Source organism: Reichenbachiella carrageenanivorans (assembly GCF_025639805.1).
Lineage (GTDB): Bacteria > Bacteroidota > Bacteroidia > Cytophagales > Cyclobacteriaceae > Reichenbachiella > Reichenbachiella carrageenanivorans.
The window spans coordinates 2,366,424-2,390,699 of sequence record NZ_CP106735.1; the positions used below are offsets into that span (position 1 = coordinate 2,366,424).

General features: G+C 45.9%; 20 protein-coding genes. 11 read left to right on the plus strand and 9 right to left on the minus strand.

Annotated features, from left to right (window positions below; all coding sequences use genetic code 11):
- Window positions 1-477: 477 nt before the first annotated feature.
- Genes N7E81_RS09380 through N7E81_RS09390 form a run of 3 tightly spaced genes read right to left on the minus strand, consistent with a single transcriptional unit; the run spans window position 478 to window position 4,466 of the window.
- A complete protein-coding gene (locus N7E81_RS09380) occupies window positions 478-2,013 on the minus strand; it encodes a sulfatase family protein (protein WP_263053025.1) in 1,536 nt (511 codons plus the stop codon).
- Window positions 2,014-2,023: 10 nt separating this feature from the next.
- Window positions 2,024-3,409, minus strand: a complete 1,386-nt coding sequence (gene glmM, locus N7E81_RS09385; protein WP_263053026.1) for a phosphoglucosamine mutase — start codon at window positions 3,407-3,409, stop codon at window positions 2,024-2,026.
- A gap of 10 nt (window positions 3,410-3,419) precedes the next feature.
- A complete protein-coding gene (locus N7E81_RS09390; RefSeq protein ID WP_263053027.1) occupies window positions 3,420-4,466 on the minus strand; it encodes a LacI family DNA-binding transcriptional regulator in 1,047 nt (348 codons plus the stop codon).
- Window positions 4,467-4,707: 241 nt separating this feature from the next.
- On the opposite strand from N7E81_RS09390, the gene nagB reads away from it, so the two are divergent.
- The 3 genes from nagB to N7E81_RS09405 all read left to right on the plus strand — a co-directional run bounded on the left by nagB (window position 4,708) and on the right by N7E81_RS09405 (window position 8,748).
- Window positions 4,708-6,627, plus strand: a complete 1,920-nt coding sequence (gene nagB, locus N7E81_RS09395; protein ID WP_263053028.1) for a glucosamine-6-phosphate deaminase — start codon at window positions 4,708-4,710, stop codon at window positions 6,625-6,627.
- A 95-nt stretch (window positions 6,628-6,722) separates the two neighbouring features.
- Window positions 6,723-7,664, plus strand: coding sequence for a nucleotidyltransferase family protein (locus N7E81_RS09400; protein WP_263053029.1), 942 nt, complete (start codon window positions 6,723-6,725; stop codon window positions 7,662-7,664).
- Window positions 7,665-7,674: 10 nt separating this feature from the next.
- Window positions 7,675-8,748, plus strand: a complete 1,074-nt coding sequence (locus tag N7E81_RS09405; protein ID WP_263053030.1) for a phosphotransferase enzyme family protein — start codon at window positions 7,675-7,677, stop codon at window positions 8,746-8,748.
- 235 nt (window positions 8,749-8,983) lie between these two features.
- On the opposite strand, the gene N7E81_RS09410 is transcribed toward N7E81_RS09405, so the two are convergent.
- Complete coding sequence (locus N7E81_RS09410; RefSeq protein WP_263053031.1) at window positions 8,984-10,000, minus strand: LacI family DNA-binding transcriptional regulator; 1,017 nt, start codon at window positions 9,998-10,000, stop codon at window positions 8,984-8,986.
- A gap of 118 nt (window positions 10,001-10,118) precedes the next feature.
- On the opposite strand from N7E81_RS09410, the gene N7E81_RS09415 reads away from it, so the two are divergent.
- From N7E81_RS09415 to N7E81_RS09450, 8 genes are all read left to right on the plus strand, one after another.
- On the plus strand, window positions 10,119-11,300 hold the full coding sequence (locus N7E81_RS09415) for a DUF4861 domain-containing protein (protein ID WP_263053032.1): 1,182 nt from the start codon (window positions 10,119-10,121) through the stop codon (window positions 11,298-11,300).
- A 21-nt stretch (window positions 11,301-11,321) separates the two neighbouring features.
- Entirely contained in the window at window positions 11,322-12,161 is an 840-nt protein-coding gene (gene kduI / locus N7E81_RS09420) for a 5-dehydro-4-deoxy-D-glucuronate isomerase (protein ID WP_263053033.1), read from the plus strand.
- A 13-nt stretch (window positions 12,162-12,174) separates the two neighbouring features.
- A complete protein-coding gene (locus N7E81_RS09425; RefSeq protein WP_263053034.1) occupies window positions 12,175-12,966 on the plus strand; it encodes a gluconate 5-dehydrogenase in 792 nt (263 codons plus the stop codon).
- Window positions 12,956-13,960: a TRAP transporter substrate-binding protein gene (locus N7E81_RS09430; RefSeq protein ID WP_263053035.1), complete on the plus strand. Its 1,005-nt coding sequence runs from the start codon at window positions 12,956-12,958 to the stop codon at window positions 13,958-13,960. Before N7E81_RS09425 ends, N7E81_RS09430 begins: the two co-directional genes overlap by 11 nt.
- Before the next feature lies 1 nt (window position 13,961).
- Window positions 13,962-14,435 carry a TRAP transporter small permease gene (locus tag N7E81_RS09435; protein ID WP_263053036.1) on the plus strand — a complete coding sequence of 158 codons (474 nt, stop codon included), beginning with the start codon at window positions 13,962-13,964 and terminating at the stop codon, window positions 14,433-14,435.
- A gap of 1 nt (window position 14,436) precedes the next feature.
- On the plus strand, window positions 14,437-15,741 hold the full coding sequence (locus tag N7E81_RS09440) for a TRAP transporter large permease (protein WP_263053037.1): 1,305 nt from the start codon (window positions 14,437-14,439) through the stop codon (window positions 15,739-15,741).
- A gap of 656 nt (window positions 15,742-16,397) precedes the next feature.
- Window positions 16,398-17,183 (plus strand): SGNH/GDSL hydrolase family protein, encoded by a 786-nt coding sequence (locus N7E81_RS09445; RefSeq protein WP_263053038.1) that lies wholly within the window; start codon window positions 16,398-16,400, stop codon window positions 17,181-17,183.
- A gap of 86 nt (window positions 17,184-17,269) precedes the next feature.
- Window positions 17,270-18,475 carry a cation:proton antiporter gene (locus N7E81_RS09450; protein ID WP_263053039.1) on the plus strand — a complete coding sequence of 402 codons (1,206 nt, stop codon included), beginning with the start codon at window positions 17,270-17,272 and terminating at the stop codon, window positions 18,473-18,475.
- Here N7E81_RS09450 and N7E81_RS09455 read toward each other — a convergent pair.
- Genes N7E81_RS09455 through N7E81_RS09475 form a run of 5 tightly spaced genes read right to left on the minus strand, consistent with a single transcriptional unit; the run spans window position 18,444 to window position 24,276 of the window.
- Window positions 18,444-20,081 carry a UxaA family hydrolase gene (locus tag N7E81_RS09455; protein ID WP_263053040.1) on the minus strand — a complete coding sequence of 546 codons (1,638 nt, stop codon included), beginning with the start codon at window positions 20,079-20,081 and terminating at the stop codon, window positions 18,444-18,446. The two genes, N7E81_RS09450 and N7E81_RS09455, sit on opposite strands and share 32 nt — an antisense overlap.
- Window positions 20,078-21,505: a tagaturonate reductase gene (locus N7E81_RS09460; RefSeq protein WP_263053041.1), complete on the minus strand. Its 1,428-nt coding sequence runs from the start codon at window positions 21,503-21,505 to the stop codon at window positions 20,078-20,080. The genes N7E81_RS09455 and N7E81_RS09460 overlap by 4 nt, the downstream gene beginning before the upstream one ends.
- A gap of 6 nt (window positions 21,506-21,511) precedes the next feature.
- Complete coding sequence (locus N7E81_RS09465; protein WP_263053042.1) at window positions 21,512-22,804, minus strand: TRAP transporter large permease; 1,293 nt, start codon at window positions 22,802-22,804, stop codon at window positions 21,512-21,514.
- Window positions 22,791-23,267: a TRAP transporter small permease gene (locus N7E81_RS09470; RefSeq protein WP_263053043.1), complete on the minus strand. Its 477-nt coding sequence runs from the start codon at window positions 23,265-23,267 to the stop codon at window positions 22,791-22,793. Before N7E81_RS09470 ends, N7E81_RS09465 begins: the two co-directional genes overlap by 14 nt.
- Window positions 23,257-24,276 (minus strand): TRAP transporter substrate-binding protein, encoded by a 1,020-nt coding sequence (locus tag N7E81_RS09475; protein ID WP_263053044.1) that lies wholly within the window; start codon window positions 24,274-24,276, stop codon window positions 23,257-23,259. Before N7E81_RS09475 ends, N7E81_RS09470 begins: the two co-directional genes overlap by 11 nt.

Consider the following 24,276-nt stretch of genomic DNA (forward strand, 5'->3'; position numbering starts at 1 on the left):
AACTCCACGGATTAGTTTCGTGGAGTTTTTTCTTTTGTAGAAGTTGGATTCGCCAGCAGTGGCTGGGTATGGATCAGTCTGTAAAGTTGGGGAATTACTACTTCGATAATTGATGTCCAATTTAAAAACGATCCTTTTTATCAAGAAAAAGGACGAGTCTCCATGGCTTTAATGGTGGTAATCAAAATTAGTTTAACCTGCATGATGGATTAGGACTTGGTAATGAGCGGTTAAAAAGTGATAAATCAGGAGGTTTCACCGCTATGGTGATGAGTAAAACGAAACGAAGTGTCTGATTTGAAGCTGTTTAATCTCGGAATAGATTTCTTAATGCATCATGCAGGTTAAACTGGATATATATTCAGGTCTCCCCAGAAATACGGAGTGATTCCTGAGTCTTGGTGAGCCAAAAGATAGATGTTGATGCTGGCTTTGTAGTCTATAGTCCCTTCATCAAATGCTTCTGGATTTCACCAATTACCATTGAATGGGCTGGTAGTCTAAATAGTCTTCCCCTCTGATTTCTACAAATGCATCAAGCATTTGCTTTAGCCTTTCAGGTTCTGTTTCAGCGAGGTTGTGTTGCTGAGCTACATCCTCTTTTAGGTTGTAAAGCTGGAATGTGGTGTCGTTGCCAATTTCAATATTCACATCAGTCAATAATTTTCGTCCACCATAAGGAGGAATCATGATCCAATCACCTTCACGGTAGGCGGTGCGAGTGGTTGCTTCTATTACAAGTGCTTTTCTGCCCGTATGAGTTTGTCCCAGCAAAGCACTCAAGAGATCCTGACTGTCGCTAGTGGCTACTTCAGTGCCCACCAATCTAGCCAAAGAGGCTAAGAGGTCCATTTGGCATACGAGTGCTTCTGATACTGTAGGTTTTATTTTCCCTTTCCAGTAGGTAGCTAGTGGTACGCGAGCACCAGCGTCGAATAGACTGTATTTGCCCCCGCGCAAACCGCCAGTAGGTGTGTGGTCGCCCAGCAGCTCCACGGCTTGATCGTCATATCCATCATTGAGTACCGGGCCATTGTCGCTAGAGAATATAAGCAGGGTGTTTTCGAGTAAATCTTCTTCTTCCAATGTTTTCATCAATTCACCTATACACCAATCGGCCTCTAGAATTACATCACCACGAGGCCCTAGTTTAGATTTTCCTGCAAATCGAGGGTGAGGAATGCGTGGTACATGAGGCTGTTGCATGGCGTAGTAGAGGAAAAACGGCTCGGTTTTATGTGCTTGGATAAATGCCTGAGATTTGGCTAGAAAATGATCGGCCATGTCTACATCTTTCCATCGGGCAGTAGCTCCTCCTTTCATGTAGCCGATACGAGGTACGCCATTTACTATTGTGTTTTGATGGCCAATGAGCGGTTTCATCGTGAGTTTTTCTGGGTGAGATACTGCTGTGGGTACATCTGCCAATGGCTGCTTGTAGCTCACCGTTATTGGATTGTTTGGGTCAAGGTTGGCTACATAGCCATTGTCGATATAGACAGTAGGTACTCGATCTTGCGTAGCGGCCATGTAGTAGGCATCGTCAAACCCTACCTCATTCGGCCCCGGAGTAATCTGCTCATTCCAATCTACCGAGCCATCTCCTAAGCCCAAATGCCATTTGCCTACAAGGCCAGTGGCATATCCGCCTTTTTTTAGCATTTTAGGTAGCGTCATTTGAGCGGTATCGATGATTAGTGGTGCGGTACCTGAGAGTATTTTAGCATTTTTCCGCCAAGGGTACCTGCCAGTGAGTATTGCATATCTACTGGGTGTGCATGTTGCCGAGGAGGCATAACCGTTGATAAACTTGACCCCACCATGGACCAATCTATCGATATGTGGGGTTTGAAGTTCGGTAGCTCCATAGCTACTAAGGTCACCATATCCCAGATCGTCTAAGTAGATCAGGATGATGTTGGGTTTGATCACATCATGTGTGGCTTCTTTTTGGGAGGTACAGCCCAAAAGGAGACTCAGGCCGACAAGGTAGAAGAATGGAAATCTATTCATGGTTGTAGGATTATGATAAATGTTTCTGAATGTATGAGGAAGCTAGATCAAACAAAGCAATGGCTTTGCTTTCATTTTCCGACTCACTATAGATACGGATGATCGGTTCTGTGTTGGATTTTCGTATGTGAATCCACTCATTGCCATAGTAAACTTTGAGTCCATCCTCCGTGTTGATCGGTTGGTCTGCAAAATCTTTCTGTAGTTTGGAGAGTAGAGTATCTACATCTATTTTAGGTGTCAGTGTGATTTTATTCTTTGCGATAAATGAAGCAGGAGCATCTGCGCGGAGCTGCGAGACGGTGCTTTTGCATTTAGCTAGATAGGTCAAAAACAGGGCAATGCCTACCAGTGAGTCGCGACCATAATGTAATTCGGGATAGATGATACCGCCATTGCCTTCGCCTCCGATTACGGCATTTACGGCTTTCATTTTGGCAACTACGTTCACTTCGCCTACAGCAGAATCGTGCCGTGTTTGTCCATGTTTTTCGGCTACTTGTGCCAGTCCAGCCGAGGACGACATGTTGGATACTACATCGCCAGGAGTCTCCTGCAGTACGTAATCGGCCACAAGTATAAGCGTATATTCTTCTCCTATAAAATGGCCTTTCTCATCGATGATTGCCAGGCGATCTACGTCTGGATCCACCACAAATCCTACGTCATACTGCCCCTTTTTGATCAAATCGCAAAGATCTGTCAGGTGCTCAGGCAATGGCTCTGGGTTGTGAGGAAAGTGGCCTGTAGGCTCACAGTAGAGCTGCTCTACGGTAGTCACGCCCAGTGCTTCTAGTAGTGGAGGAATAGATATTCCGCCAGTAGAGTTGACTGCGTCTATGGCTACGCGAAGGTTGCTTTTTCGGATCAGGTCGGCATCTACGAGGGGTAGTGCCAGGATATCGTCTATATGCGATGCGATGTGTCGATCCGATTTAGTGATTTTGCCCAGGTCCATCACATCGGCAAAGTCGAACTGATTGGCTTCAGCCAAGGCGATGATCTGTTCTCCTTCTGCGCCTGAGAGAAATTCTCCCCATTGGTTTAGGAGTTTGAGGGCATTCCATTGTTTGGGGTTGTGACTGGCGGTGATGATGATACCACCGCCAGCATTTTCTTTGGGTACTGCTACTTCTACAGTGGGGGTGGTAGTGAGACCGATATCAATGACTTCTATTCCCATGCCTACGAGTGTTTGGGCGATCAGCTGGCTGATCATCTCTCCTGAAATTCGGGCATCTCGTCCGATCACTATTTTTTTGTTGTTGGGAGACGCCTTGCAGACCCACTGGCCGTACGCTGCCGCAAACTTCACAGTGTCTATAGGAGTTAGGTTTTCTTCTGGCTTGCCGCCAATGGTGCCTCTGATGCCAGAGATAGATTTGATTAAAGTCATGGTGTACTTTTTATTTTATGGTATCTAGGTTTTCTTTTATGATAATATCTAAGGGTAAAAAAGTGATGGCTGGCATCTCTTTGTTTAGAATGAGGTGATCGGCTAGGTTTTTTGCTGCTAGGCTCACCTGCATTTTTGGATTTTGATAAATCAGGTAGTCGATTGTGCTTTTGGTCAGATATGTTCTATTTTCCTGTATCAGATCATACCCAATCAGTAAGCAATCAATGTCGTTGTTGGCTAGGTACTGTGCCACTTTGTAGCACTTGGAGTTGGTCACATAGACCGCTACGATTCCTTTCTGTGTTTGAAAGACTTCATCAAAGTAAGAGAATAGCTCAGAGGCATCGTCTTTCTGAATATTGACTGTAGTGAGTTTGTAGCCTGCGTTTTCGGGTTTGCTGTAAAAATCGAAAAACCCAGCTTCTTTCTTTTGCATATGCAGTGCATTAGATACACTTTCATCGAAGTGTACGATCAGGATGTCTCCTTTTGTAGCGGTCGATTTTTTTATTAGACTGGCTGCTACCTGTCCGCTTTGAAATAGATCTTGCCCGATAAACGGCTGTGCACATTCTTTGAGTTGCGTGTTGAAAGTCACACATGGAATGTCTTGTTCTTTGCATTGCGTAAGGAATGCAATAGACTCTTGATAGAAAAATGGAGCGAAGATCACGCCATCAGGATGGGCATCGAGTAGTGCCTGGCTTTGATTGATAAAATCCTCCTTGTCCTTGGGGTCGAAGTAATAGCTGGCTACCTCGATGCTAAATAAGTCCATGGCGTCTACTGCTTGCTCCAGACCTTGCTGAGCAAACTGCCAATATTCATCAAGTTCGGGCGATGGAATTAAAAAAGCCATGACAGTTATTTTATTGGCTTGTAAAGCCTTAGCAAGCTTATTTGGTTTATAGTCTTGCTCTTCCAATACCTTCATCACCTTCTCTCGGGCTTTGTCCGAGACCTTGCCACGCCCATGCAATACCCGATCTACAGTGCCACGCGATACATCGGCCAACTTGGCGATGTCTTTGGTAGTGAGTCTTTCTTTTTTCATATGCTTCGTCTTGTCTGAAGGTAAAAGTAAATACCCGCAGTGGAGGATTCTAAATGATTGTGCAAGTATAGTCAATATTTATAAATGTTCATGTGAACAATATTAATGTGCACGTGAACAAAACTAAATTATTTCTTGTTTTTAATCTTCGAATGTGTCAGGTTTGTAATCAATTAGAGAAGATTGGTGTCTATGACCCGTCTCTGTTTTAGTAAAAAAGTAACCCCAAATAGCAAGTCGTATGATATCTGAAAAAGTAGATTATGGAAAAGGGAGTGTTGAAAGACTGCCTGTTAGTGTATTTAAATCCAATCAGATTGGGAGTATAGCTGTAGCGGAGCAGATCGCCCGAATTATTCGTAGCAAAGCAGCCAAAGGCCAGCAGGCTGTTTTGGGGCTGGCTACTGGATCTAGCCCGATCAAAGTGTATGATGAGCTGATACGAATGCACCGCGAAGAGGACCTTTCTTTTGAGCATGTAGTTACATTCAACTTAGATGAATATTATCCCATGAGCAATCGCTCGACCAAGGGGTATAATTATTTTATGCACGAGCAATTGTTTAATCATGTAGATATCAAACCAGAGAATATACACATTCCTAATGGTGAAATTTCGATACAAGAAGTGCATGACTATTGTGCCGACTATGAACGAAAAATAGACGAAGCGGGAGGTTTGGATGTGCAATTGTTGGGTATCGGGCGTACAGGTCATATCGGGTTCAATGAGCCAGGGTCACATTTGGAGTCTCGTACTCGTCTGGTCAAGTTGGCTTCGCTTACTATACAAGATGCCGTCAATGATTTTGGGCGAGAAGAGCTTGTGCCCAGTCGTGCCATTACCATGGGAGTTCATAGCGTGTTTAAAGCCAAAAAAATTATAATGCTCGCTTGGGGTGAGAAAAAAGCACCAATCGTAAAAGAAGCTGTAGAAGGCGAAGTGAATGAAAAAGTGCCTGCTACTTTCTTGCAAAAGCATCCAGATGTAGAGGTGGTCCTCGATGAGCATGCCGCTTTACATTTGTCGAGAGTCAAGACCCCTTGGGTTTCTTCTGTATGTGATTGGGACGCTCGACTTACCAAGTCTGCCGTGATTTGGTTGAGCAGAAAACTCAACAAGCCTATTCTAAAATTGACAGACGAAGACTATCGACTCAATGATCTCAATGATTTGCTGGCACTCTATACCGACAGTCAGGCTCTCAATGTCGAGATTTTCAACGCCTTGCAACGTACCATCACAGGTTGGCCGGGAGGTAAGCCAGGTGTAGACGATAAAAACAGGCCTGAACGAGCAGAGCCACAGCGTAAGCGTTCGATTGTATTTAGTCCTCACCCAGACGACGATGTGATCTCTATGGGAGGGACATTTCTCAAACTGGCTGAGCAAGGGCATGACGTGCATGTTGCTTATCAGACCTCTGGCAACATCGCTGTATTCGATGACGATGCTCGCCGATTTATGGAATTTTATAAGGACTTAAATCATGTATTGTCAGAAGACACCAAGGCCGCAGATCAGCATTTTGATGAGGTAGTCGCAGGGCTAGCCAACAAAGAAAATGAATACACAGATTTGCCGCTAGTCCGTACCATCAAAGGACTTATTCGCAAAGGAGAAGCTGCGGCAGGTGCTCGATTTGTAGGCTTGGCAGATGATCATATGCATTTTCTCAATATGCCTTTTTATGAAACAGGAAAAGTGGATAAAAAAGGGCTCGGAGAGGAAGATATCGACATCATCGTGCAGTTGCTCAGAGAGGTAAAACCTCATCAGGTATTTGCTGCAGGAGATTTGAGAGACCCGCACGGGACGCACAAAGTTTGTCTGGATGCGATATTGGCGGCATTGGCCATTGTAAAAAAAGACGATTGGGCCAAGGACTGTTACCTATGGCTCTACCGTGGGGCATGGCAAGAGTGGGATATAGAAGAGATAGAAATGGCCGTGCCGCTCAGTCCAGTAGACTTGATGAAAAAACGAAAGGCCATTTTCAAACATCAATCTCAAAAAGATTCTCCAGTTTTCCCAGGTGACGACAAGCGGGAGTTTTGGCAGCGATCAGAAGATAGAAATAGGGAAACTGCCCGAGGGTATGATCAATTGGGCTTGACCGAATACGAAGCCATGGAGGCCTTTGTTCGATACGAATTCTAAAAACATGTTGTTGAAAGGGTCGATCCTTGCCGCGGTGTTTGCAGGCTTGGTGTATTTACTAATTAGACTTTGGTCAAAATTGAATATTGAAGAAAATGAAGAAGGAAAATAAACCTGTATTGGTCGTGTTGGCTGCTGGCCTAGGAAGTAGATATGGTAGCCTCAAGCAAATGGATCATTTTGGTCCATCAGGGGAGACTATTGTAGATTATGCGATATATGATGCGATAGCCGCGGGGTTCGACAAGATCGTTTTTGTGATAAGAAAAAATTTCGAAGAAGAATTCAAAGAAATATTTGGACCCAAGATGGAAGGGCGAATCAAAGTAGCCTATGTCTATCAGGAGCTAGAAAACTTGCCAGCAGGACTGGATGTGCCAGCTGGGAGAGAAAAACCATGGGGTACTGGGCATGCTGTGATGATGGCCGCTTCAGAGGTAGATCAGCCTTTTGCGATTGTGAATGCAGATGATTTTTATGGACGTACGTCTTTTGATAAGATTATTGACCAATTGAAAGCCATGGACAATAGTAAGTTGGATGCTTGCTTAGTTGGGTTTGTACTGAAAAATACGCTTTCAGATCATGGGCGTGTGTCCCGAGGGGTTTGCAAAGTGAATGATGCAGGGTGTTTGGATACCATTACCGAAAGGACACATATTTACAAGAAAACAGAAGGTGGAGCTTATTATGAGGAACAGGGGCAGCGCACAGATTTGACAGGAGAGGAATGCGTGTCTATGAATTTGATGGGCTTTACTTCCAAAGTGTTTGATGATATGGAAGACGCTTTTGTGGACTTTTATCATGTACAAGTTGGAGACCTAAAGGCTGAGTTTTTCATTCCCACGGTGTTGGACAATGTGAGAAAATCTCAAATTCCTGTTACCGTACTGACGAGTACTGAGCAGTGGTTTGGAGTGACTTACAAAGAAGATAAACCGATCGCGCAAGCCAATTTGAAGGCATTGGTACAGAAAGGAGTTTACCCAAACAACTTGTGGGCAACTACAGGGGAGGAATTAGAAAAGAACTAAAATCAAAAACATGAAAGAGATCATATCGCAGTTTTTTGGTGACAAAAAATTTAGTAAGGCCATTCCATTTGGTTCGGGACATATCAACGATACCTATAGAATAGTGGGAGTAGAAGGGGTGCAAGAGGATTTTTTGCTGCAGCGGATCAATCATCATGTTTTTCAGGACGTCCCCTTGCTTATGGGCAACATGGTGGCTGTCACGGATCACCTCAACAGAAAGATCGTAACTTCAGCTGAGTTGTCAAGTACTACACAGACGATTGATATTATACCTGCGATCAACGGGCAAAGCTTTATTGAGGATGGTTCTGGGGATTTTTGGAGAGTGATGGTTTTCCTCAAAGGGTATGAGTCTTACGATCTAGTTGAAACACCCGAACAGGCTTATTATGGTGCTCGTGCTTTTGGGCAGTTCATGATGATGCTGGATGATTTCGATGCGAGTACATTGGGAGATGTGATTCCTGATTTTCACAATATCATCAGTCGATTGACTGCTTTTCAATCGGCTGTATCTCAAGATGTTGCTGGTCGGGTAGCCAGATGCCAAGATGAGATCAAGTATGTGCTTTCATTGGCAGATCAAATGTGTGGCATCGAAAAGCTGAAACAATCGGGTGCTATTAGGCAAAGAGTCACTCACAACGACACCAAGTTCAACAATGTACTGTTGTCTGCCGACCACCAGCGCAGCTGTGTGATCGATCTGGATACTGTGATGCCCGGAGTGGTGCATTATGATTTTGGCGATGGGGTACGTACGAGTACAGGCACCGCAGCAGAAGATGAGCTTAATTTGGATAAAATACAGTTCGATATGGAGAAGTTTGAGGCCTTCGCTCATGGTTATTTAGAAATGACCCGAGAGGTGTTGCAGCCAATTGAGCTCGCCCATTTGGCCTTGTCAGGTCCCTTGCTCGCATATATTATGGGGGTACGTTTTCTTACGGATTACCTCAGTGGAGATCATTATTACAAAATCGCCTACGAGCAGCATAACTATGATCGAGCCCGAAACCAGCTGACATTTACTAAAAGAATGATGGAACGCCTCCCAGACATGGCTGCTATTCTAGCATAGTGGCCTTAGGAGGCACAAGGTCAAATCGGTACTATATGACTTGCTTGGTGGCTTCTCTGTGTCAGTGTTTGGCTTTTCTGTACCAGCCGTTGGACAATGTTTTAATCTCTTAGGGCTTCATGGGGCACAAGAGGAATTTGAAACTATACCCTTTGTGCATTTCGCTTTAGCTTCTACAAACCTCTAGTGTCTAGCCATCTTGCGTCATGACCTCATACGCTTGCGCTGATAGAGTTCACCCTTTTTTAAGAGACGAAGCTCTCACTACCAGATGAGCTGGCACCAAGCGGTCTGTGTCGGGCGACGGCTTAGTCGACAATTCGCCCAGTAGGGTTTGCATTGCTACTTTTCCTATTTCTTTTGGGTTTTGATTGACAGAGGTGAGGGCAGGGCTAAGGTAGTTGCCCAGCGGCTCGTTGCTAAAGCCCACGAAGGCGATGTCCTCAGGTATCTTCACACCCTTTTCTATGAGCAACTGCATAGCAGAAATAGCCGTGAGGTCATTGGCACAAAAGATACCATCTGGTCGCAGGGGCATATCCAAGACCTGCTGAGCGAGTAGTTTGCCATCTGCTTCTTTCAGTGCACTGGTCAGTATTAGCTCTTCAGACACCACAAGGCCGTGGTCTTTTAGGGCTTGACAATAGCCTTGTTTTCGATCGTGGTAGATGCTGATTTGGTCCGATCCAGTAAAATGTACAATGCGTCTGCATCCTTGATCGATCAGATGTTTGGTGGCTTCATAGCCCATCTGAAAATCATCAATATGGATGGTTGGCAAGCTCAGCCCATTGCATTTTCTGTCAAAAAGCACAAGTGGTACTTCCTGATTCAATACATGCTTGAGGTGATCCGTGTTTTCGGTTTCCATAGAAATAGATACCAGCAGCCCATCTACCTGATATGAGAGTAGCGTTTGTATCATCTGCTGCTCGCGCTCGATCTGGTCGTGCGACTGACAAATAATGACTTGATAGCCGTTTTCAGTCGCGTGCTCTTCTATTCCTGCTATCACAGTAGAGAAAAAATACCGAGAAATATAAGGAACTACCACCCCAATGGTTAGTGTGCGCTTGGAGCGCAAATTAGAAGCCACCACATTTCTAGAATAGCCCAGTTCTTTGGCTTTCGCCTGAATGAGGTCACGTGTTTTTTGTTTTACACGTGGGCTATTAGCCAATGCTCTAGACACCGTAGAACTGTCAATGTTCAGCATTTTGGCTAAGTCATGGATGGTTACTTTTTTTTTCATGTAGCGAATTTATTTAAAAAATTTCCCATAAAATACAATCGATTGTATTTTTTATCAATACTTTTGAGGATAGTTAGACTATTAGTGATGAACCCTAACATAAAAAAACACAACAGTTATGATTAAAAATATTGCATACTTGATGAGTCTATTTTTGTCAGTGTCGGCCTGTGTGCAGCAGCCACAAGGCATAGAAGTGGTCGTGACCAACGCACTAGACGAAGATAGAACTAGTGAGGTCGTCACCATTTCGATAGACCAATTGAAATTGGAGGAAGGCCAGTCTTTGACCGACTTTGGTGTATTCGACGAGTTGGGTAGCCAGCTCATCGTGCAGCCTGTAGACAGCGACGAAGATGGGCAAGTCGATGGGCTTTTGTTTCAGCCATCTGTAAAAGCACAATCTAGCAGCACCTATGTGTTGAAGCCCATAGGTGCTATTAATCAACAAGTCGCAGACTCTACGTGCTTTGCGAGGTTTGTACCAGAGCGTACAGATGATTACGCATGGGAAAACGACCGAGTGGCCTTTAGAACATATGGGCCTACGGCGCAGCGCATGATCGAAGAAGACATTCCAGGTGGTACACTATCTAGTGGTATCGATTGCTGGTTGAAAAAAGTAGATTACCCGATCATCAACAAGTGGTACAAAGCCAACGACGAAGAGCCAGGCGCCTATCATAAGGATAGAGGCGAAGGACTTGATAATTTTCACGTAGGGTCTAGTAGAGGCTGTGGAGGTATCGCAGTGCGAGACAGTGGGGCGTATTTCATTTCCAAAAATTTTATCGCTTGGGAAACCAAAGCTATTGGGCCATTGAGCACGTCATTCGATTTGGAATATGAAGATTGGACGGCTGGAGAAAAGGTGATTTCTGAAGTGAAGCATATTTCGCTAGACAAGGGGAGCAACCTGTCTAAGTTTACAATAGAAGTGGGAGGCACGGCCGAGATCTCGGCTGGGTTGACTTTGCATGAAAATGACGGCGAGGTGACCATCAACGATGCGTACGGATGGGTGAGCTACTGGCAGCCACATGCGGACAGCTATTTGGCGACAGCCCTGATCGCTGCCCCAGATGCTTATATAGGTGCCGAGACATATCTGACAGACGAAAAGGATTTGAGCAATGCCTTTATGCATTTGAAAGTGGCTGATGGGTCTGTGACTTACTACACAGGGTTTGCTTGGCAAGAAAGTGGACAATTTGCCAACAAAGAGGCTTGGGAAAACTACCTAACGGCATTTGCCAAGCGTCTCAAACAACCATTGAAAGTAGAAATTAAAAAGAATTAAGAATAAATAAATCATAGAAAAATGAGTACAACATTCGAAACAAGATATGCTTCTAGCCCAGAGGCAGTAAGCAAATATGGGACAACAGCTCTCAGAGACGAATTTTTGATAGATAACCTAATGGAAGCTGGTAAGGTAGTATGGGTATACACCCACTATGACCGCTACATGGCTGGTTCTGCAGTGCCTACTTCTGCCTTGAAGTTAGAAACCATAGATCCGTTAAAATCTGATACTTTTTTAGCACGTAGAGAGCTTGGAATTATCAATGTAGGCGGAAACGGTAGCGTGACGGTAGACGGCGAAAAGCATGAGTTGGGTTACAAAGACGCCCTATACATTGGCCAAGGAGCCAAAGACGTGGTATTCGAAAGCAACGACGCGGCTAACCCTGCTAAGTTTTACCTAAATTCAGCACCTGCACATCACGCATTTCCTACTAAGAAAGTGACATTGGCGGAAGCCAGCAAACTAGACCTAGGTACACCAGAAACGGCCAACGCTCGTACGGTAAATCAAATGCTGATCGGTGGTGTGGTAGATACTTGCCAGTTACAAATGGGAATGACTGAATTGAAATCAGGAAGCGTATGGAATACCATGCCAGCTCACGTACACGACAGAAGAATGGAAGTATACTTCTACATCGAAGTGCCTGAAGGTCAGTCGGTATGTCACTTCATGGGACAGCCACAGGAGACCAGACACATCTGGATGCAAAACGAAGAGGCGGTGATCTCTCCCCCTTGGTCTATCCACTCAGGCGCAGGTACGTCTAACTACACTTTCATCTGGGGAATGGCTGGAGAAAACCTCGACTACGGCGATATGGACGTAGCAGCAATCAACGATTTGAAATAAAAAAATTAGAACAATGTCAATTAAATTATTCGATACCAGTGGAAAAGTGGCGCTCGTGACGGGCGGCACGCACGGATTAGGGATGGCTATGGCCAAAGGCATAGGCCTATCAGGTGCGACGATCATAGTAAATGGCAGATCTCAAGACACAGTAGATGAGGCAGTAGCCCAATACCAATCTTGGGGCATCACGGCGCATGGATATGCCTTCGACGTGACCGACGAAAAAGCAGTAGATGCAGCCCTTACTAAAATAGAAAACGAAGTAGCACCAGTAGATATCCTAGTCAACAATGCAGGGATCATCAAGCGTACGCCTTTGTTGGAAATGGAGTTGGAAGATTGGAATGCAGTGATCGAAGTGGATCTGACTGCTCCATTCATCGTGTCTAAGCGAGTGGTGAAAGGCATGATCGAGCGTGGTCATGGCAAGGTGATCAATATCTGCTCTATGATGAGCGAATTGGGTAGAAATACCGTGGGCGCTTATGCAGCGGCCAAAGGTGGCCTGAAGATGTTGACCAGAAACATGGCGACCGAGTGGGCGCGTCACAACATCCAAATCAACGGCATCGGGCCAGGTTATTTTGCGACTTCGCAGACGGCTCCTATCAGAGTAGATGGTCATCCGTTCAATGATTTCATCATAGGCCGAACACCTGCAGCCAGATGGGGAGACCCTTCTGACCTCGAAGGTGCAGCAGTATTTTTGTCTTCGAAAGCGAGTGATTTTGTCAATGGGCAGATCGTATATGTAGACGGAGGTATTTTGGCTACTATTGGTAAACCTGCCAATGAGGCCTAATCAGTATAAAAAGAAAACCCTTTCGGGTTTTGCCCAGTGGATGGGATGGTTTGGTGTCCTGTTGGTGCTTAGTATGGGGTGCACTTCTCGCAATGAGAAGGTACTCTTTCTTGCGCACAATTTGCCAGAGACCCATCCCGTTCACAAAGGGATACAGTTTTTTCAAAGCGAACTCAGCAAGCTGTCTTCTGGCACTTTAGAGGTTCATATCTTCCCCAATAGTCAGCTAGGGAGTGAGCGAGAAGCATTGGAACTACTCCAGATCGGTACCATCGCGATCACCAAAGTGAGCTCCGCTGTAATGGCCAACTTTTCGCCTGAATACAAAGTGCTCGGCGTGCCTTATCTCTTTAGAGACAAGCAGCACTTTTTCGATGTGCTCGAAGGCGAAGTAGGACAGCAGATGCTCGATGGTAGCAGCGACTACTTGCTCAGAGGTTTGTGCTTTTATGATGCAGGCAGCCGTAGTTTTTATACCAAAAAACCGGTGAGAGTACCTGCGGATCTCGAAGGGCTGAAAATCCGAGTGATGAATCACCAGTTGTCCATAGATATGGTCAATAATTTTGGTGGATCGGCTACTCCCATGGCTTCGGGCGAACTCTATACCGCCTTGCAGCAAGGTGTAGTGGATGGTGCAGAAAACAATGCGCCTACTTTTGTTTCGTCTAATCAGTTTGAAGTATGCAAATACTTTACGCTGGATGAGCACACCTCTATTCCTGATGTGATGGTGATTAGTACCAAGTTTTGGGACACACTCTCTGATCAGGAGAAAAAATGGGTAACTCAGGCAGCTAAAGCTTCGGCACAGGCACAGAAAAAATACTGGGAAGAATCTGTGACAGCGTGTATGGAGATACTTGAAGAAAATCAAGTAGAAGTCATTCGGCCAGACAAAACCTTGTTTTATGAAAAATCAATCCCTCTCATCGAGGAATTTGCTAAAGACAAGGATATGAAAATTATAATTGATAAAATCAAATCTTATTGAATTGATACTACTCGGCAAAGCTTATCAGACGATCAATCGTGTACTTGAAAAGTTCATGGTCATCATTTTTTCGTTGTTGATTGTGGACGTACTCGCACAAGTATTTTCTAGATATTTACTGTCCTATTCTCCTTCGTTTACCGAGGAGTTTGCACGGTTTTCATTGATCTGGCTCAGCTTGCTGGGCATGGCCTATCTCACGGGGCAGCGCGAGCACCTCACGATGGACTATGTGTATCAAAAATTCTCTGAACAAAACAAAAAGAAAGCGACCATCTTTATAGAGTCTATCATCATCCTATTTGCTACAGTAGTGATGCTGATCGGAGGAGGCAATTTGGTTTATATCACATTAGACTTGGGTCAATTGTCGTCTGCCTTGCAAATACCGCTAGGCTATGTCTATATGGTAGTGCCGGTGAGCGGACTACTTATCGTTTTCTATTCTATTCACAACATCTCTAAGGTATCCTGATATGGAAGTCGAAATTGCTGGTATTCTTTTCTTGTTTGTAAGCTTCTTCGGACTGCTGGCCTTGGGTGTGCCAGTCGTGTATGGTATTGGTATTTCTACCACCTGTACATTGCTACTCAGTGTGAGTGGTATGCCTGCGCTTACTACTGTGGCTCAGCGGATGACCACAGGTATTGATAGCTTTTCGCTATTGGCTATACCGTTTTTCGTGTTGGCTGGTGAGCTGATGAAGCAGGGTGGTATAGCCAATCGCTTGATCAATTTGGCCTATGCCTTGCTAGGGCGATTGCCTGGAGGGATGGCCTTTGTGAATGTGCTTTCTGCTATGATGTTTGGCGCCGTATCGGGATCTGCTGTAGCGGCGGCTTCGGCCATAGGTGGCATCATGACCGATCGTATGGAAGACGAAGGGTACCCACGCGCCTTCAGCGCATCTGTCAATATTACCGCATCGACTACAGGACTGCTCATTCCTCCGAGTAATGTCTTAATTATTTATGCCCTAGCCAGTGGGGGGACAGCTTCTGTAGCTTCCTTGTTTTTGGCGGGCTATGTACCTGGTTTTTTAGTAGGCTTTGCGCTTATACTCACCGCAGCTTTTCAGGTACACAGAAAGAAATTGCCGAAAGGCGAAAAAGTAGGCTTTGCCAAAACACTGACTTATCTGAAAGAATCTTTTTTCAGTCTTATGCTTTTGGTTGTGGTGGTAGGTGGTATCGTAGCGGGTATATTCACCGCTACAGAGGCCGCAGCGATTGCGGTGTTATATGCGGGTATTTTGGCCTTTATCTACAAGACCGTGACGGTCAAAGACCTTCCTTCCATTATCCTCAATAGTGGCAAGACCACTGCGCTGGTCATGGCGGTGATTTGTACTTCGATGGCGATGTCTTGGTTGTTTTCGTTTCAGAGCATTCCGCAGTTTATTTCTAGTTTGCTCATCGACAATCTGACCAATCCGATCGTGATCATTTTGATTATCAACCTGACCCTACTGATTGTAGGTACGTTCATGGATATGTCGCCAGCGATTCTGATATTCACACCTATATTTTTGCCTGTAGTTACTTCATTGGGCATGGATCCTGTGCATTTCGGGATGGTCTTGGTACTCAACCTATGCATTGGTCTTTGTACGCCGCCGGTAGGTACTATTTTATTCGTAGGTAGTGGTGTAGCCAAAGTGAGTGTGTCGAGCGTCATCAAGCCCTTGATTCCTTTTTTGGTAACGATGATCGTGGTGCTGCTCCTCGTGACCTACATACCACAGATTTCGCTATGGTTGCCAGGTCTCTTCGGGATGTAACTTAGCACAATACTAATAATAGCATTGGCTTTTCTGCACGCCGTGGGAGATTACCCGATAGCGCCTTTCTGCGTCTGACGCTTCGTATTTCTGAAGGGAATCTGAATGTATATTCAGTTTAACTAATTTCGATTACCACCATTAAAGCCATGGAGGCTCATCCTTTTTCTTGATAAAAAGGATGCAAAAATCAAGAAAAATTTAACCTGCATGATGCATTAAGAAATCTATTCCGAGCTTAAACAGCTTCAAATCAGACACTTCGTTTCGTTTTTCTCATCACCATAGCGGTGCTATGCTTTCTTCGCAAAACTTCCTGATTTATCGCTTTTTAACCTCTCATCACGAAGTCCTAATGCATCATGCAGGTTTAAAGGCGCAAGGCCATTACCCACATCGCCACCAATTTTTCGCCAGCCCACCGAAGGGACTAATATTTAAATTGATGTTCTAATTTTCGTCGCCCCTGCTGTTCGTGTTGTCACCCACAGGCTGCTGGGGATGGGGTGTCTGGCGTGCCTCTCCCCCAGTCATATCGCAGTGAGGCATGAGTGGAGATATCTCATGAGCGTGTCTGCCTCGCGATGGAGGCAGTGGCTACCGAGCGGGTGCTACAACCAGAGGAGGGGAGTCTTAGTACGTGTGTTATTGCGTGAATGACAATCCATAAAACCATTCCTTTCGTATATCAATGCATGATGAGTTATTTTCATGTGATTAGGTCTTGGCTTTGGATGGTCATTTGTTTGTTTTTGATGGCTTGTACGGAGGATGAGCCACCTAAAAATACTCCAGGATATAGCCCCAATGGAGGACTGGAAGGCACTACCGAAACGGGGTTTCATTACTTGGCACTGGGCGATTCTTACACCATCGGACATGGGGTGTCCAAGAGTCAGTCTTGGCCTGTGCTGTTGACAAAGGCACTACTGGAGGCAGAGGTGTCTATGGCTGATCCTGAAGTCATAGCGGCCACGGGATGGACAACTAGTGATCTGCTGCGTGCCATTAAGAGTAAAGACGATCTACGAGAGACTTATGATCTCGTTTCTTTGTTGATAGGTGTAAACAATCAATTCCAAGGAAGATCATTGAGCCAGTTTGAGCAAGAATACAGGGCATTACTCAGCGAAGCTCTAGCGTTTGCAGGTAATAATAAAAATAGAGTCTTTGTTTTATCTATCCCCGACTATAGCGTGACCCCTGTGGGAGCAAGTAGGGATGTTGAACAAATCCGTCAGGAGATCGACGCCTTCAACGCCTCTAAAAAACGGATCACAGAAGAGATGGGTGTGCAGTATTTCAACATTACTGGCATATCGCGAGATGCTGCCAACAACCCTGCTCTTATCGCTAGTGATGGTTTGCATCCATCTGGCAAGATGTATCAGTTTTGGATGGAATCTATTTTCTCTAGAATAAAGAATATGCTCATGAGCTAAAACTGATTTGATCTCAATATTTCTGTTTCCAACAAATATTTATACTGTCATGATGTGTTAGATTTGATTAGAAATTTAATCCGATTATGCTAGCAGTTATAGAGAGCAACCCTTACTTGCTCAAATTTGTATCCATGACACTCGCCGTGGTGATTGTGGGCTTTTTTTTGAAAATGCTCAAGCAAACGCACGTGATCGTTTATATCATCACTGGAGTGGTGGTGGGGCCACATGTGTTGGGTGTATTTACTGACGCCGAACTGATCACTTCATTAGGCTCACTGGGTTTGATCCTGCTGCTTTTTTTCATTGGCATGGAGATTTCTCTACAGAAGCTCGTGGCCAATTGGAAGATATCTGTGATAGGCACCATCCTCCAAGTGATATTTAGCGTGCTAGCAGTATGGCTCATAGGCCAATATTATGACTGGTCTATGGCTAGAATATTGACCTTAGGGTTTGTGGTGAGCTTGAGTAGTACAGCCGTGATTGTGAAATTACTTCAAGACTCTGGAGAGATAGATCATCCCGTGGGGCAAAATGTACTGGGCGTATTGCTAGTGCAAGATGTACTGATTGTGCCTATGCTCATTTGTATGAGTTACTTGTCTGGCACAGAGACTTCCGTGTCAGAGATTGCTTTGCAGTTGGTCGGAGGGGTACTCCTGATTGGGTTCGTTCTGTTTTTGTTTTACAAAAAGGAAATCAGACTGCCCTTTCACAAGACCTTGAAAAGTGACCACGAACTGCAAGTGTTTTTTGCCTTTGGCCTATGTTTCGGGTTTTCCACCATTTCGGGTTTTTTCGGACTGTCTACTGCCTTAGGAGCTTTCATTGCAGGTATTTTTGTAGCTACATCCAAGTCTACCAATTGGTTTCATAAAAGTCTATATTCCTTTAAGGTTCTTTTTGTGGCACTATTTTTCATCTCCATTGGCATGTTGATAGATATCCACTTTTTGTGGGAACATTTGGTTGTGATAGGCGCTTTGGTGATTGTAGTTTTTATTTCCAACAACCTGATCAATGCGTTAATTATGCGTGGATTTAAAATGAGCTGGAAAGACAGTCTCTATGCAGGTGCTTTGCTTTCGCAAATAGGGGAGTTCAGTTTTGTACTGGGGCAGTTGGCTTATTCCAATGAGATCATTACCAACTTTGGTTATCAGACCATTGTGGCAGTGATCTCATTGACGCTTCTGCTCAGTCCGTTTTGGATCGGGCTGACGAAGCGTTTTACAAGTACAGCGGAGGTGTCTTCTACAGCGACACGCCACGCTTCCAAGGAATAAAATCCTCTTGGTTCATCAGTACAGCTTTAGCAGCTACCTGTCCACTGGCTATCTGAATGATTTGATTGAGCATTTCTTCTCCCATTTCTGCTATCGTCTTTTTGCCTTCGATCACCACACCTGCATTAATGTCGATGATATCGGGCATGTGCTCGGCCAGTTTGGTGTTGGACGATACTTTCAGTATTGGCGCGATCGGGTTACCTGTAGGCGTACCCAGTCCTGTGGTAAACAAAACAACATTGGCACCAGAGCCCACTAGGCCAGTCGTAGACTCTACGTCATTGCCTGGGGTGCAGAGTAGGCTGAGGCCATTGTTGTTGGCATACTCGGTGTAGTCTAGTACATCCACTACGGGCGATGTACCGCCTTTTTTGGCTGCTCCGGCCGACTTCATGGCGTCCGTGATCAGGCCGTCTTTGATATTGCCGGGAGAGGGGTTCATGTCGAACCCAGAGCCTACATCCTCTGCCGATTTGGCGTAAGCCCGCATCAGGGAGATGAATTTTTTGGCATGAGCTGGATCCTTCGTGCGGTTGATCAGCTCTTGCTCCACACCGCACAACTCTGGAAACTCTGACAAGATGGCTTTGCCGCCCAAGGCGGTGATCATGTCCGATACATGGCCTAGCGCAGGGTTTGCCGAAATACCCGAAAATCCATCCGATCCGCCGCATTCTAGCCCGATGGTGAGCTTAGAGAGCGGTGCCGGCTGGCGCGTGATTTTGTTGGCTTCGATCAGCCCTTTGAACGTGTCTTTGATTGCGTTCTCGATCAGGTCGGACTCCTTGCCCGTTTCCTGCTGATCAAAGATCAGGAGCGGTTTGGTGAGCGTACCCGACGTGTCGGCTATGGCGCTTTGTAGGATGCTTACTTGGGCATTCTGACAGCCCAGGCTGAGCACAGTAGCCCCTGCTACGTTGGGGTTTTTGAGGTAGCCAGCGAGTAGTCGGCAGAGCGTGTCGCTGTCTTCGCGTGTGCCACCGCAGCCCGCTTGGTGCGTTATGAATTTTACTTTTACGTTTTCAAACAGCTCCTTTTTTTCTGCTTTGATAGCTGTCTCTAGTTTGATTTCGTCGAAAGACGCGCCGTTTTTATATTGGTCTACGAGGGTAGAGGCAAAGTCATTGTAGGCGTTGCTGTCTTCGTAGCCGAGGGCCTTTTCGAAGGCCTTTTTGATGGTGAGTATGTTTCTGTTTTCACAGAAAACCAATGGAAAGACTAGCCAGACGTTGTCTGTGCCCACTTGGCCGTCGGCACGGTGGTAGCCGTCGAAGGTGCGCTGCTCGAAGCGGCTCACATCCGGAGCCGCCCATTGGAAGTCGCTCGTGGCTTGGTCTGTAAAGGAGGTGGCTTTGTGTGCCGTGTTTTCGACTGTGATGGCTTGTCCTGCCAGGATGGCCACCTTGGCTGTGCCTACTACCAGACCGTACATGTACATTTCGTCGCCTATGGCGAGATCGTGCAGGGCAAACTTATGTTTGGCCTGTATGTCTTGCTTGAGGCTGACCTCGGCTCCGTTGATACTGATGGTAGCACCTGTTTGGAGGTCGGTCAGGGCTACGCCCAGATTGTCCGACTCGTTTATTGTGATGGCTTTTTTCATGCTTTTGTTGTTAGAAAGTCTGAAATAGTGGCGCCGTCGAGTAGTTGTTCAAACTGGGTTGTAACTAACTCGCCAAGCCCAGCGATTTGGTTCAGGTCTCGGTTCCAAAATTCTGTTTTAGCTAAGATTGACTGAATGATTTGCTCAGGGCTATGAGTGCTTTGTCTGAGGTATTTGAAATACTCCTTTACCCCTTCGTCGTCCTGTATCTCATAGGAGGAGAGGTAGAGCCTGATCAGATGAGTAAGTGCAAGTACCAGTCCTTGTGGCAATTCTCCATTGGCGGCTAGTGCATCCAATAGAGAAGGCAATACACGTACTTTGTATTTCGAAATAGAATTGAGTGAAATGCTTTTGAGTTCGTGTCTGATGTATGGGTTTCTGAATCTTTCGATCACTTCCTCGGCGTAGGCTTCTAGCTCTGCTTTTGGGAGAGCTATCGTGGGAGCTATTTCGTCAAATATGATTTGCCGTACAAATGCCCCTACCACTTCGTCTTCTACGGTTTCTTTTACTGTTTCTAGGCTGTTGAGCAAGCCTACGGGTACCATAGACGTGTGGGCGCCGTTTAGGATTCTTACTTTTCGTACACGGTAGGGCGTCAGATCCTTGGTATAGATCACGTTGAGGCCGCACTGGTCGGCAGGGAATGCTGCTTGTATTTCTTTGCTGCCTTCGATTACCCACAGATGAAAAACCTCAGAGGATACAATCAATTGATCGTCGAAGCCAATAGCCGCCTGAATGTCGGCCACTTCGTCTCGTGGATAGCCCGGTACGATTCGATCTACCAGCGTATTTGCAAAATAGTTGTGCGTATTTACCCATTCCGCGAAAGCGGCGGGCAAGTCCCAAAGACTAGCATAGTTTAATATCGCCTCTTTCAGCTTTTTACCATTTTTGTCGATCAGTTCTACGGGGATAAACTTTAAGCCTTTGCTTGTATCTCCACTGTAGTGCTCATATCTCGCCCATAGGAGCTGGGTCACCTTGCCAGGAAATGTCTCGGCCAGTTGGCCCGCACTTGGCTGGTCGTCTGCTTTGTACACGATGCCCGCTTCGGTGGTATTGGAGATCACCACTTCTAGGTCTTCGGAGATAGCTAGTTGGTCGTATTCGGCTCTGGCCTCAAACGGGCTGATCGCTGTCTGAATACAGGAAATCAATCGAGTCTGGCTTGTAGCTTTTCCGTCTTGTAGGCCACGGTAGATGTGGTGATACAGGTTGTCTTGCTTGCGAAGCATGTCGGTCATGCCTTGGGCAATGGGCTGCACTACGGCTACACCGGCGTTGTACCCATGGTTTTCGTTCATCAAGTCAATCATCCAATCGGCAAATGCACGTAGGAAGTTGCCTTCTCCGAATTGGAGAATTTTGATCGGTAAAGGTGTGGTGGGTACGGTTGTTCTATTTAGTGCTTTCATAATTTCTTATTCAAATAATTGTGGTAAAAACAGACTGATCTGAGGGATGTAGGTGACCAAAAGCAAGACGATGACCATGGCTATAAATAGCGGAATCAACGGCTTGATCACTTTGTCGAGCGAGATACCCGCCACACCGATCCCTACAAACAATACGGAACCTACGGGAGGCGTACAGAGTCCGATACATAAGTTCATCACCATGATGATCCCGAAATGAACGGGATCTATCCCAATCGCAGTGACTACAGGTAGGAATATGGGAGTGAAAATCAAAACGGCGGGTGTCATGTCCATGAAAATACCTACGGCTAGTAGTAGCAGGTTGATCAATAATAGGATCACGATCGGATTGTCCGACACGCTGAGTAGACCCGCTGTGACGGCCTGTGGGATATTGGCATACGCCATGACCCAAGACATGCTCATGGAGCAGGCGATCAGCAAGGCCACCACGGCAGTAGTGCCTATTGAGCTTACTGTGATATTTCTAATTTTATCGAGCGTCAGTTCTTTGTAGATGAGCGACAAGACGAAGGTATATAGTACGGCAATACCCGAGGCTTCGGTAGCGGTGAAGATCCCGACCACAATACCACCAATCACTACGACGAGCATCATCAGGCTAGGGAAAGCATGAATGAAGGTGATGAGAATGGTTTTGAGTGTTGACTTTTCTCCTCTTGGATAATTTTTGATTTTGGCGTAGACCGCCGCTACTAGCATGAGCGCCAGCCCCATCAAAATGCCTGGAATATAGCCCGCCAAAAACAGTGCGGCAATAGATACACCACCACTGGCGAGTGAATATACGATCAGAATATTGGATGGCGGAATGACCAGACCAGTCGTAGACGATGCGATGTTGACCGCTGCGCTGTAGGACTTTTCATATCCTTCTTTTTCCATGCGAGGCCCCAAAGTGCCGCCGATGGCAGACACTGCCGCCATGGCCGATCCAGAGATCGCACCAAAGAGCATCGCGCCGATGATATTGACATAGGCCAAGCCGCCAGGAAACGACCCCACGAGTGCCTTGGCAAAAGCGATGAGCCGCTGAGCGATACCGCCCTGGTTCATGATCTGGCCTGCCAGTATGAAAAATGGGATGGCCAACAGCGAAAAACTGTCTAGTCCTGTGGCCATGCGCTGTGCCATGGTCGTATAGGCAGGCATCTGATCGATATTGACTAGGATAGTCAATAAAGAAGACAGGCCTACGCTATAGGCTACAGGTACGCCTATGACTAGGAATACCAAAAAGCTGATGACTAAAGTATATATCTCAAGATGCTCCATGATTGTCTTTTAGCTGAGTGAAAAAATCTGAAAGGGCATAAAAACAGATGAGCAATCCGCTCAGCGGAAGTGCCAGATAGACATAGCCTAGCGACAAGTGCATGGCAGAAGAGGTCTGCCCGAGCTGAAACGAAATGATGACAAGTCGAGTGCCCCCAACAATCAAAGCGACGATCGAAAAGGCCGATATGAGTATTCTGATGGTCAGTTGCTGTATGTGTTTTTGCTGCGTGGTGAGTTTTCGTTCGAGCAGTTCTATGGCTACGTGCATGCCTTTGCCGGAGGCATAGGCGGCACCGAGTAGCCCTACCCAGATGAGTAAATACCTAGACAGTTCGTCGGTAAATGCGCTAGGGTCGTTGAGCAAGTACCTGGAGGCTACCTGCCAGAGTACATTGAGTACCATCAGGCCTAATAATAGGCTGAGGCTGATCTCTAAAAATTTATCCAACTTATTTCTCATCTTCTTCTTCCGTTTTTAGGGTTTGCCCAATGGCGTCAATATCTTTTATGAGCTGATACAGTTCTGGCTCGGACTGATACTGCTCGTAGAGCGGTTCTACTTTTACCTGAAAGGGTAATTTTTCAGGGTAGTAAATCGTAACACCGGCTGCTTTTACTTTTTCGAGGCTTTCGGCTACCGATTTGGCCCATACCTGTTTTTGATAGATCACGGCACGGTCTGCAGCTTCCTGTAGCCATTCTTTTTGCTGATCGGTGAGCCGATTCCAGAGGTAAGTGCTCACGATGAGTACATCGGGTATGGTGGTGTGCTCATCTATAGAGTAGTGCTTGCAAATCTCGTAGTGACGAGAAGTGTAAAAGCTTGGCGGATTGTTTTCTGCGGCGTCTACTACGCCCTGCTGCAGTGCCGTGTAGAGCTCTCCAAACGATACAGGCGTAGGAGTACCACCTAAGGCACTCACCATGTCGAAGGCCGATTGGCTATTCATCACGCGTACTTTCAATCCTGCCAGCTCTTCAGGAGACTGTATGGGGGCATCTTTGGAGTAAAAACTCCGGCTACCTGCATCAAAAAAGCATAGGCCGCGGAGCTTGTAGTTGCTGCCTTTCATTAGTAGTTTTTTGCCAATCGCTCCCTGTAGTACACCAGCTGCGTGAGCGGAGTCTCTAAACAAGTAGGGCAAGGTCAATACTTTGATTTCAGGCACGAAGTTTTCCAAGGCACCTGCCGACACTTTGGTCATATCTAAGCTGCCGATCTGAAGGAGCTCTAGCAAGTCTCTTTCTTTGCCGAGCTGCCCATTGGCGTATATTTCCATGGTAAATGCTCCCTCCGAAATCTCGTCGAGCAGTCGGGCCATTTCTACCATCCCGATGTGTACGGGGTGGGTTTCGTTGAGTTCGTGGGCTAGCTTTAGCACGCGGCCTTCTTTCTTATTGGCACAAGAAAGAAGGCACGTACTAAATACAACTAAAACAAAACCTATCCATTTATTTTTTATTCTCAT

What these genes read in the sequence shown, in the direction of transcription:
- N7E81_RS09440 (WP_263053037.1), top strand. Translation starts at nt 14,437, where the DNA reads ATGGAAGTCGAAATTGCTGGTATTCTTTTCTTGTTTGTAAGCTTCTTC.
- N7E81_RS09475 (WP_263053044.1), bottom strand. Translation starts at nt 24,276, where the DNA reads ATGAGAATAAAAAATAAATGGATAGGTTTTGTTTTAGTTGTATTTAGT.
- nagB (WP_263053028.1), top strand. Translation starts at nt 4,708, where the DNA reads ATGATATCTGAAAAAGTAGATTATGGAAAAGGGAGTGTTGAAAGACTG.
- glmM (WP_263053026.1), bottom strand. Translation starts at nt 3,409, where the DNA reads ATGACTTTAATCAAATCTATCTCTGGCATCAGAGGCACCATTGGCGGC.
- N7E81_RS09455 (WP_263053040.1), bottom strand. Translation starts at nt 20,081, where the DNA reads ATGAAAAAAGCCATCACAATAAACGAGTCGGACAATCTGGGCGTAGCC.
- N7E81_RS09400 (WP_263053029.1), top strand. Translation starts at nt 6,723, where the DNA reads ATGAAGAAGGAAAATAAACCTGTATTGGTCGTGTTGGCTGCTGGCCTA.
- N7E81_RS09465 (WP_263053042.1), bottom strand. Translation starts at nt 22,804, where the DNA reads ATGGAGCATCTTGAGATATATACTTTAGTCATCAGCTTTTTGGTATTC.
- N7E81_RS09410 (WP_263053031.1), bottom strand. Translation starts at nt 10,000, where the DNA reads ATGAAAAAAAAAGTAACCATCCATGACTTAGCCAAAATGCTGAACATT.
- N7E81_RS09390 (WP_263053027.1), bottom strand. Translation starts at nt 4,466, where the DNA reads ATGAAAAAAGAAAGACTCACTACCAAAGACATCGCCAAGTTGGCCGAT.
- kduI (WP_263053033.1), top strand. Translation starts at nt 11,322, where the DNA reads ATGAGTACAACATTCGAAACAAGATATGCTTCTAGCCCAGAGGCAGTA.
- N7E81_RS09445 (WP_263053038.1), top strand. Translation starts at nt 16,398, where the DNA reads ATGACAATCCATAAAACCATTCCTTTCGTATATCAATGCATGATGAGT.
- N7E81_RS09450 (WP_263053039.1), top strand. Translation starts at nt 17,270, where the DNA reads ATGCTAGCAGTTATAGAGAGCAACCCTTACTTGCTCAAATTTGTATCC.
- N7E81_RS09405 (WP_263053030.1), top strand. Translation starts at nt 7,675, where the DNA reads ATGAAAGAGATCATATCGCAGTTTTTTGGTGACAAAAAATTTAGTAAG.
- N7E81_RS09425 (WP_263053034.1), top strand. Translation starts at nt 12,175, where the DNA reads ATGTCAATTAAATTATTCGATACCAGTGGAAAAGTGGCGCTCGTGACG.
- N7E81_RS09470 (WP_263053043.1), bottom strand. Translation starts at nt 23,267, where the DNA reads ATGAGAAATAAGTTGGATAAATTTTTAGAGATCAGCCTCAGCCTATTA.
- N7E81_RS09415 (WP_263053032.1), top strand. Translation starts at nt 10,119, where the DNA reads ATGATTAAAAATATTGCATACTTGATGAGTCTATTTTTGTCAGTGTCG.
- N7E81_RS09430 (WP_263053035.1), top strand. Translation starts at nt 12,956, where the DNA reads ATGAGGCCTAATCAGTATAAAAAGAAAACCCTTTCGGGTTTTGCCCAG.
- N7E81_RS09380 (WP_263053025.1), bottom strand. Translation starts at nt 2,013, where the DNA reads ATGAATAGATTTCCATTCTTCTACCTTGTCGGCCTGAGTCTCCTTTTG.
- N7E81_RS09460 (WP_263053041.1), bottom strand. Translation starts at nt 21,505, where the DNA reads ATGAAAGCACTAAATAGAACAACCGTACCCACCACACCTTTACCGATC.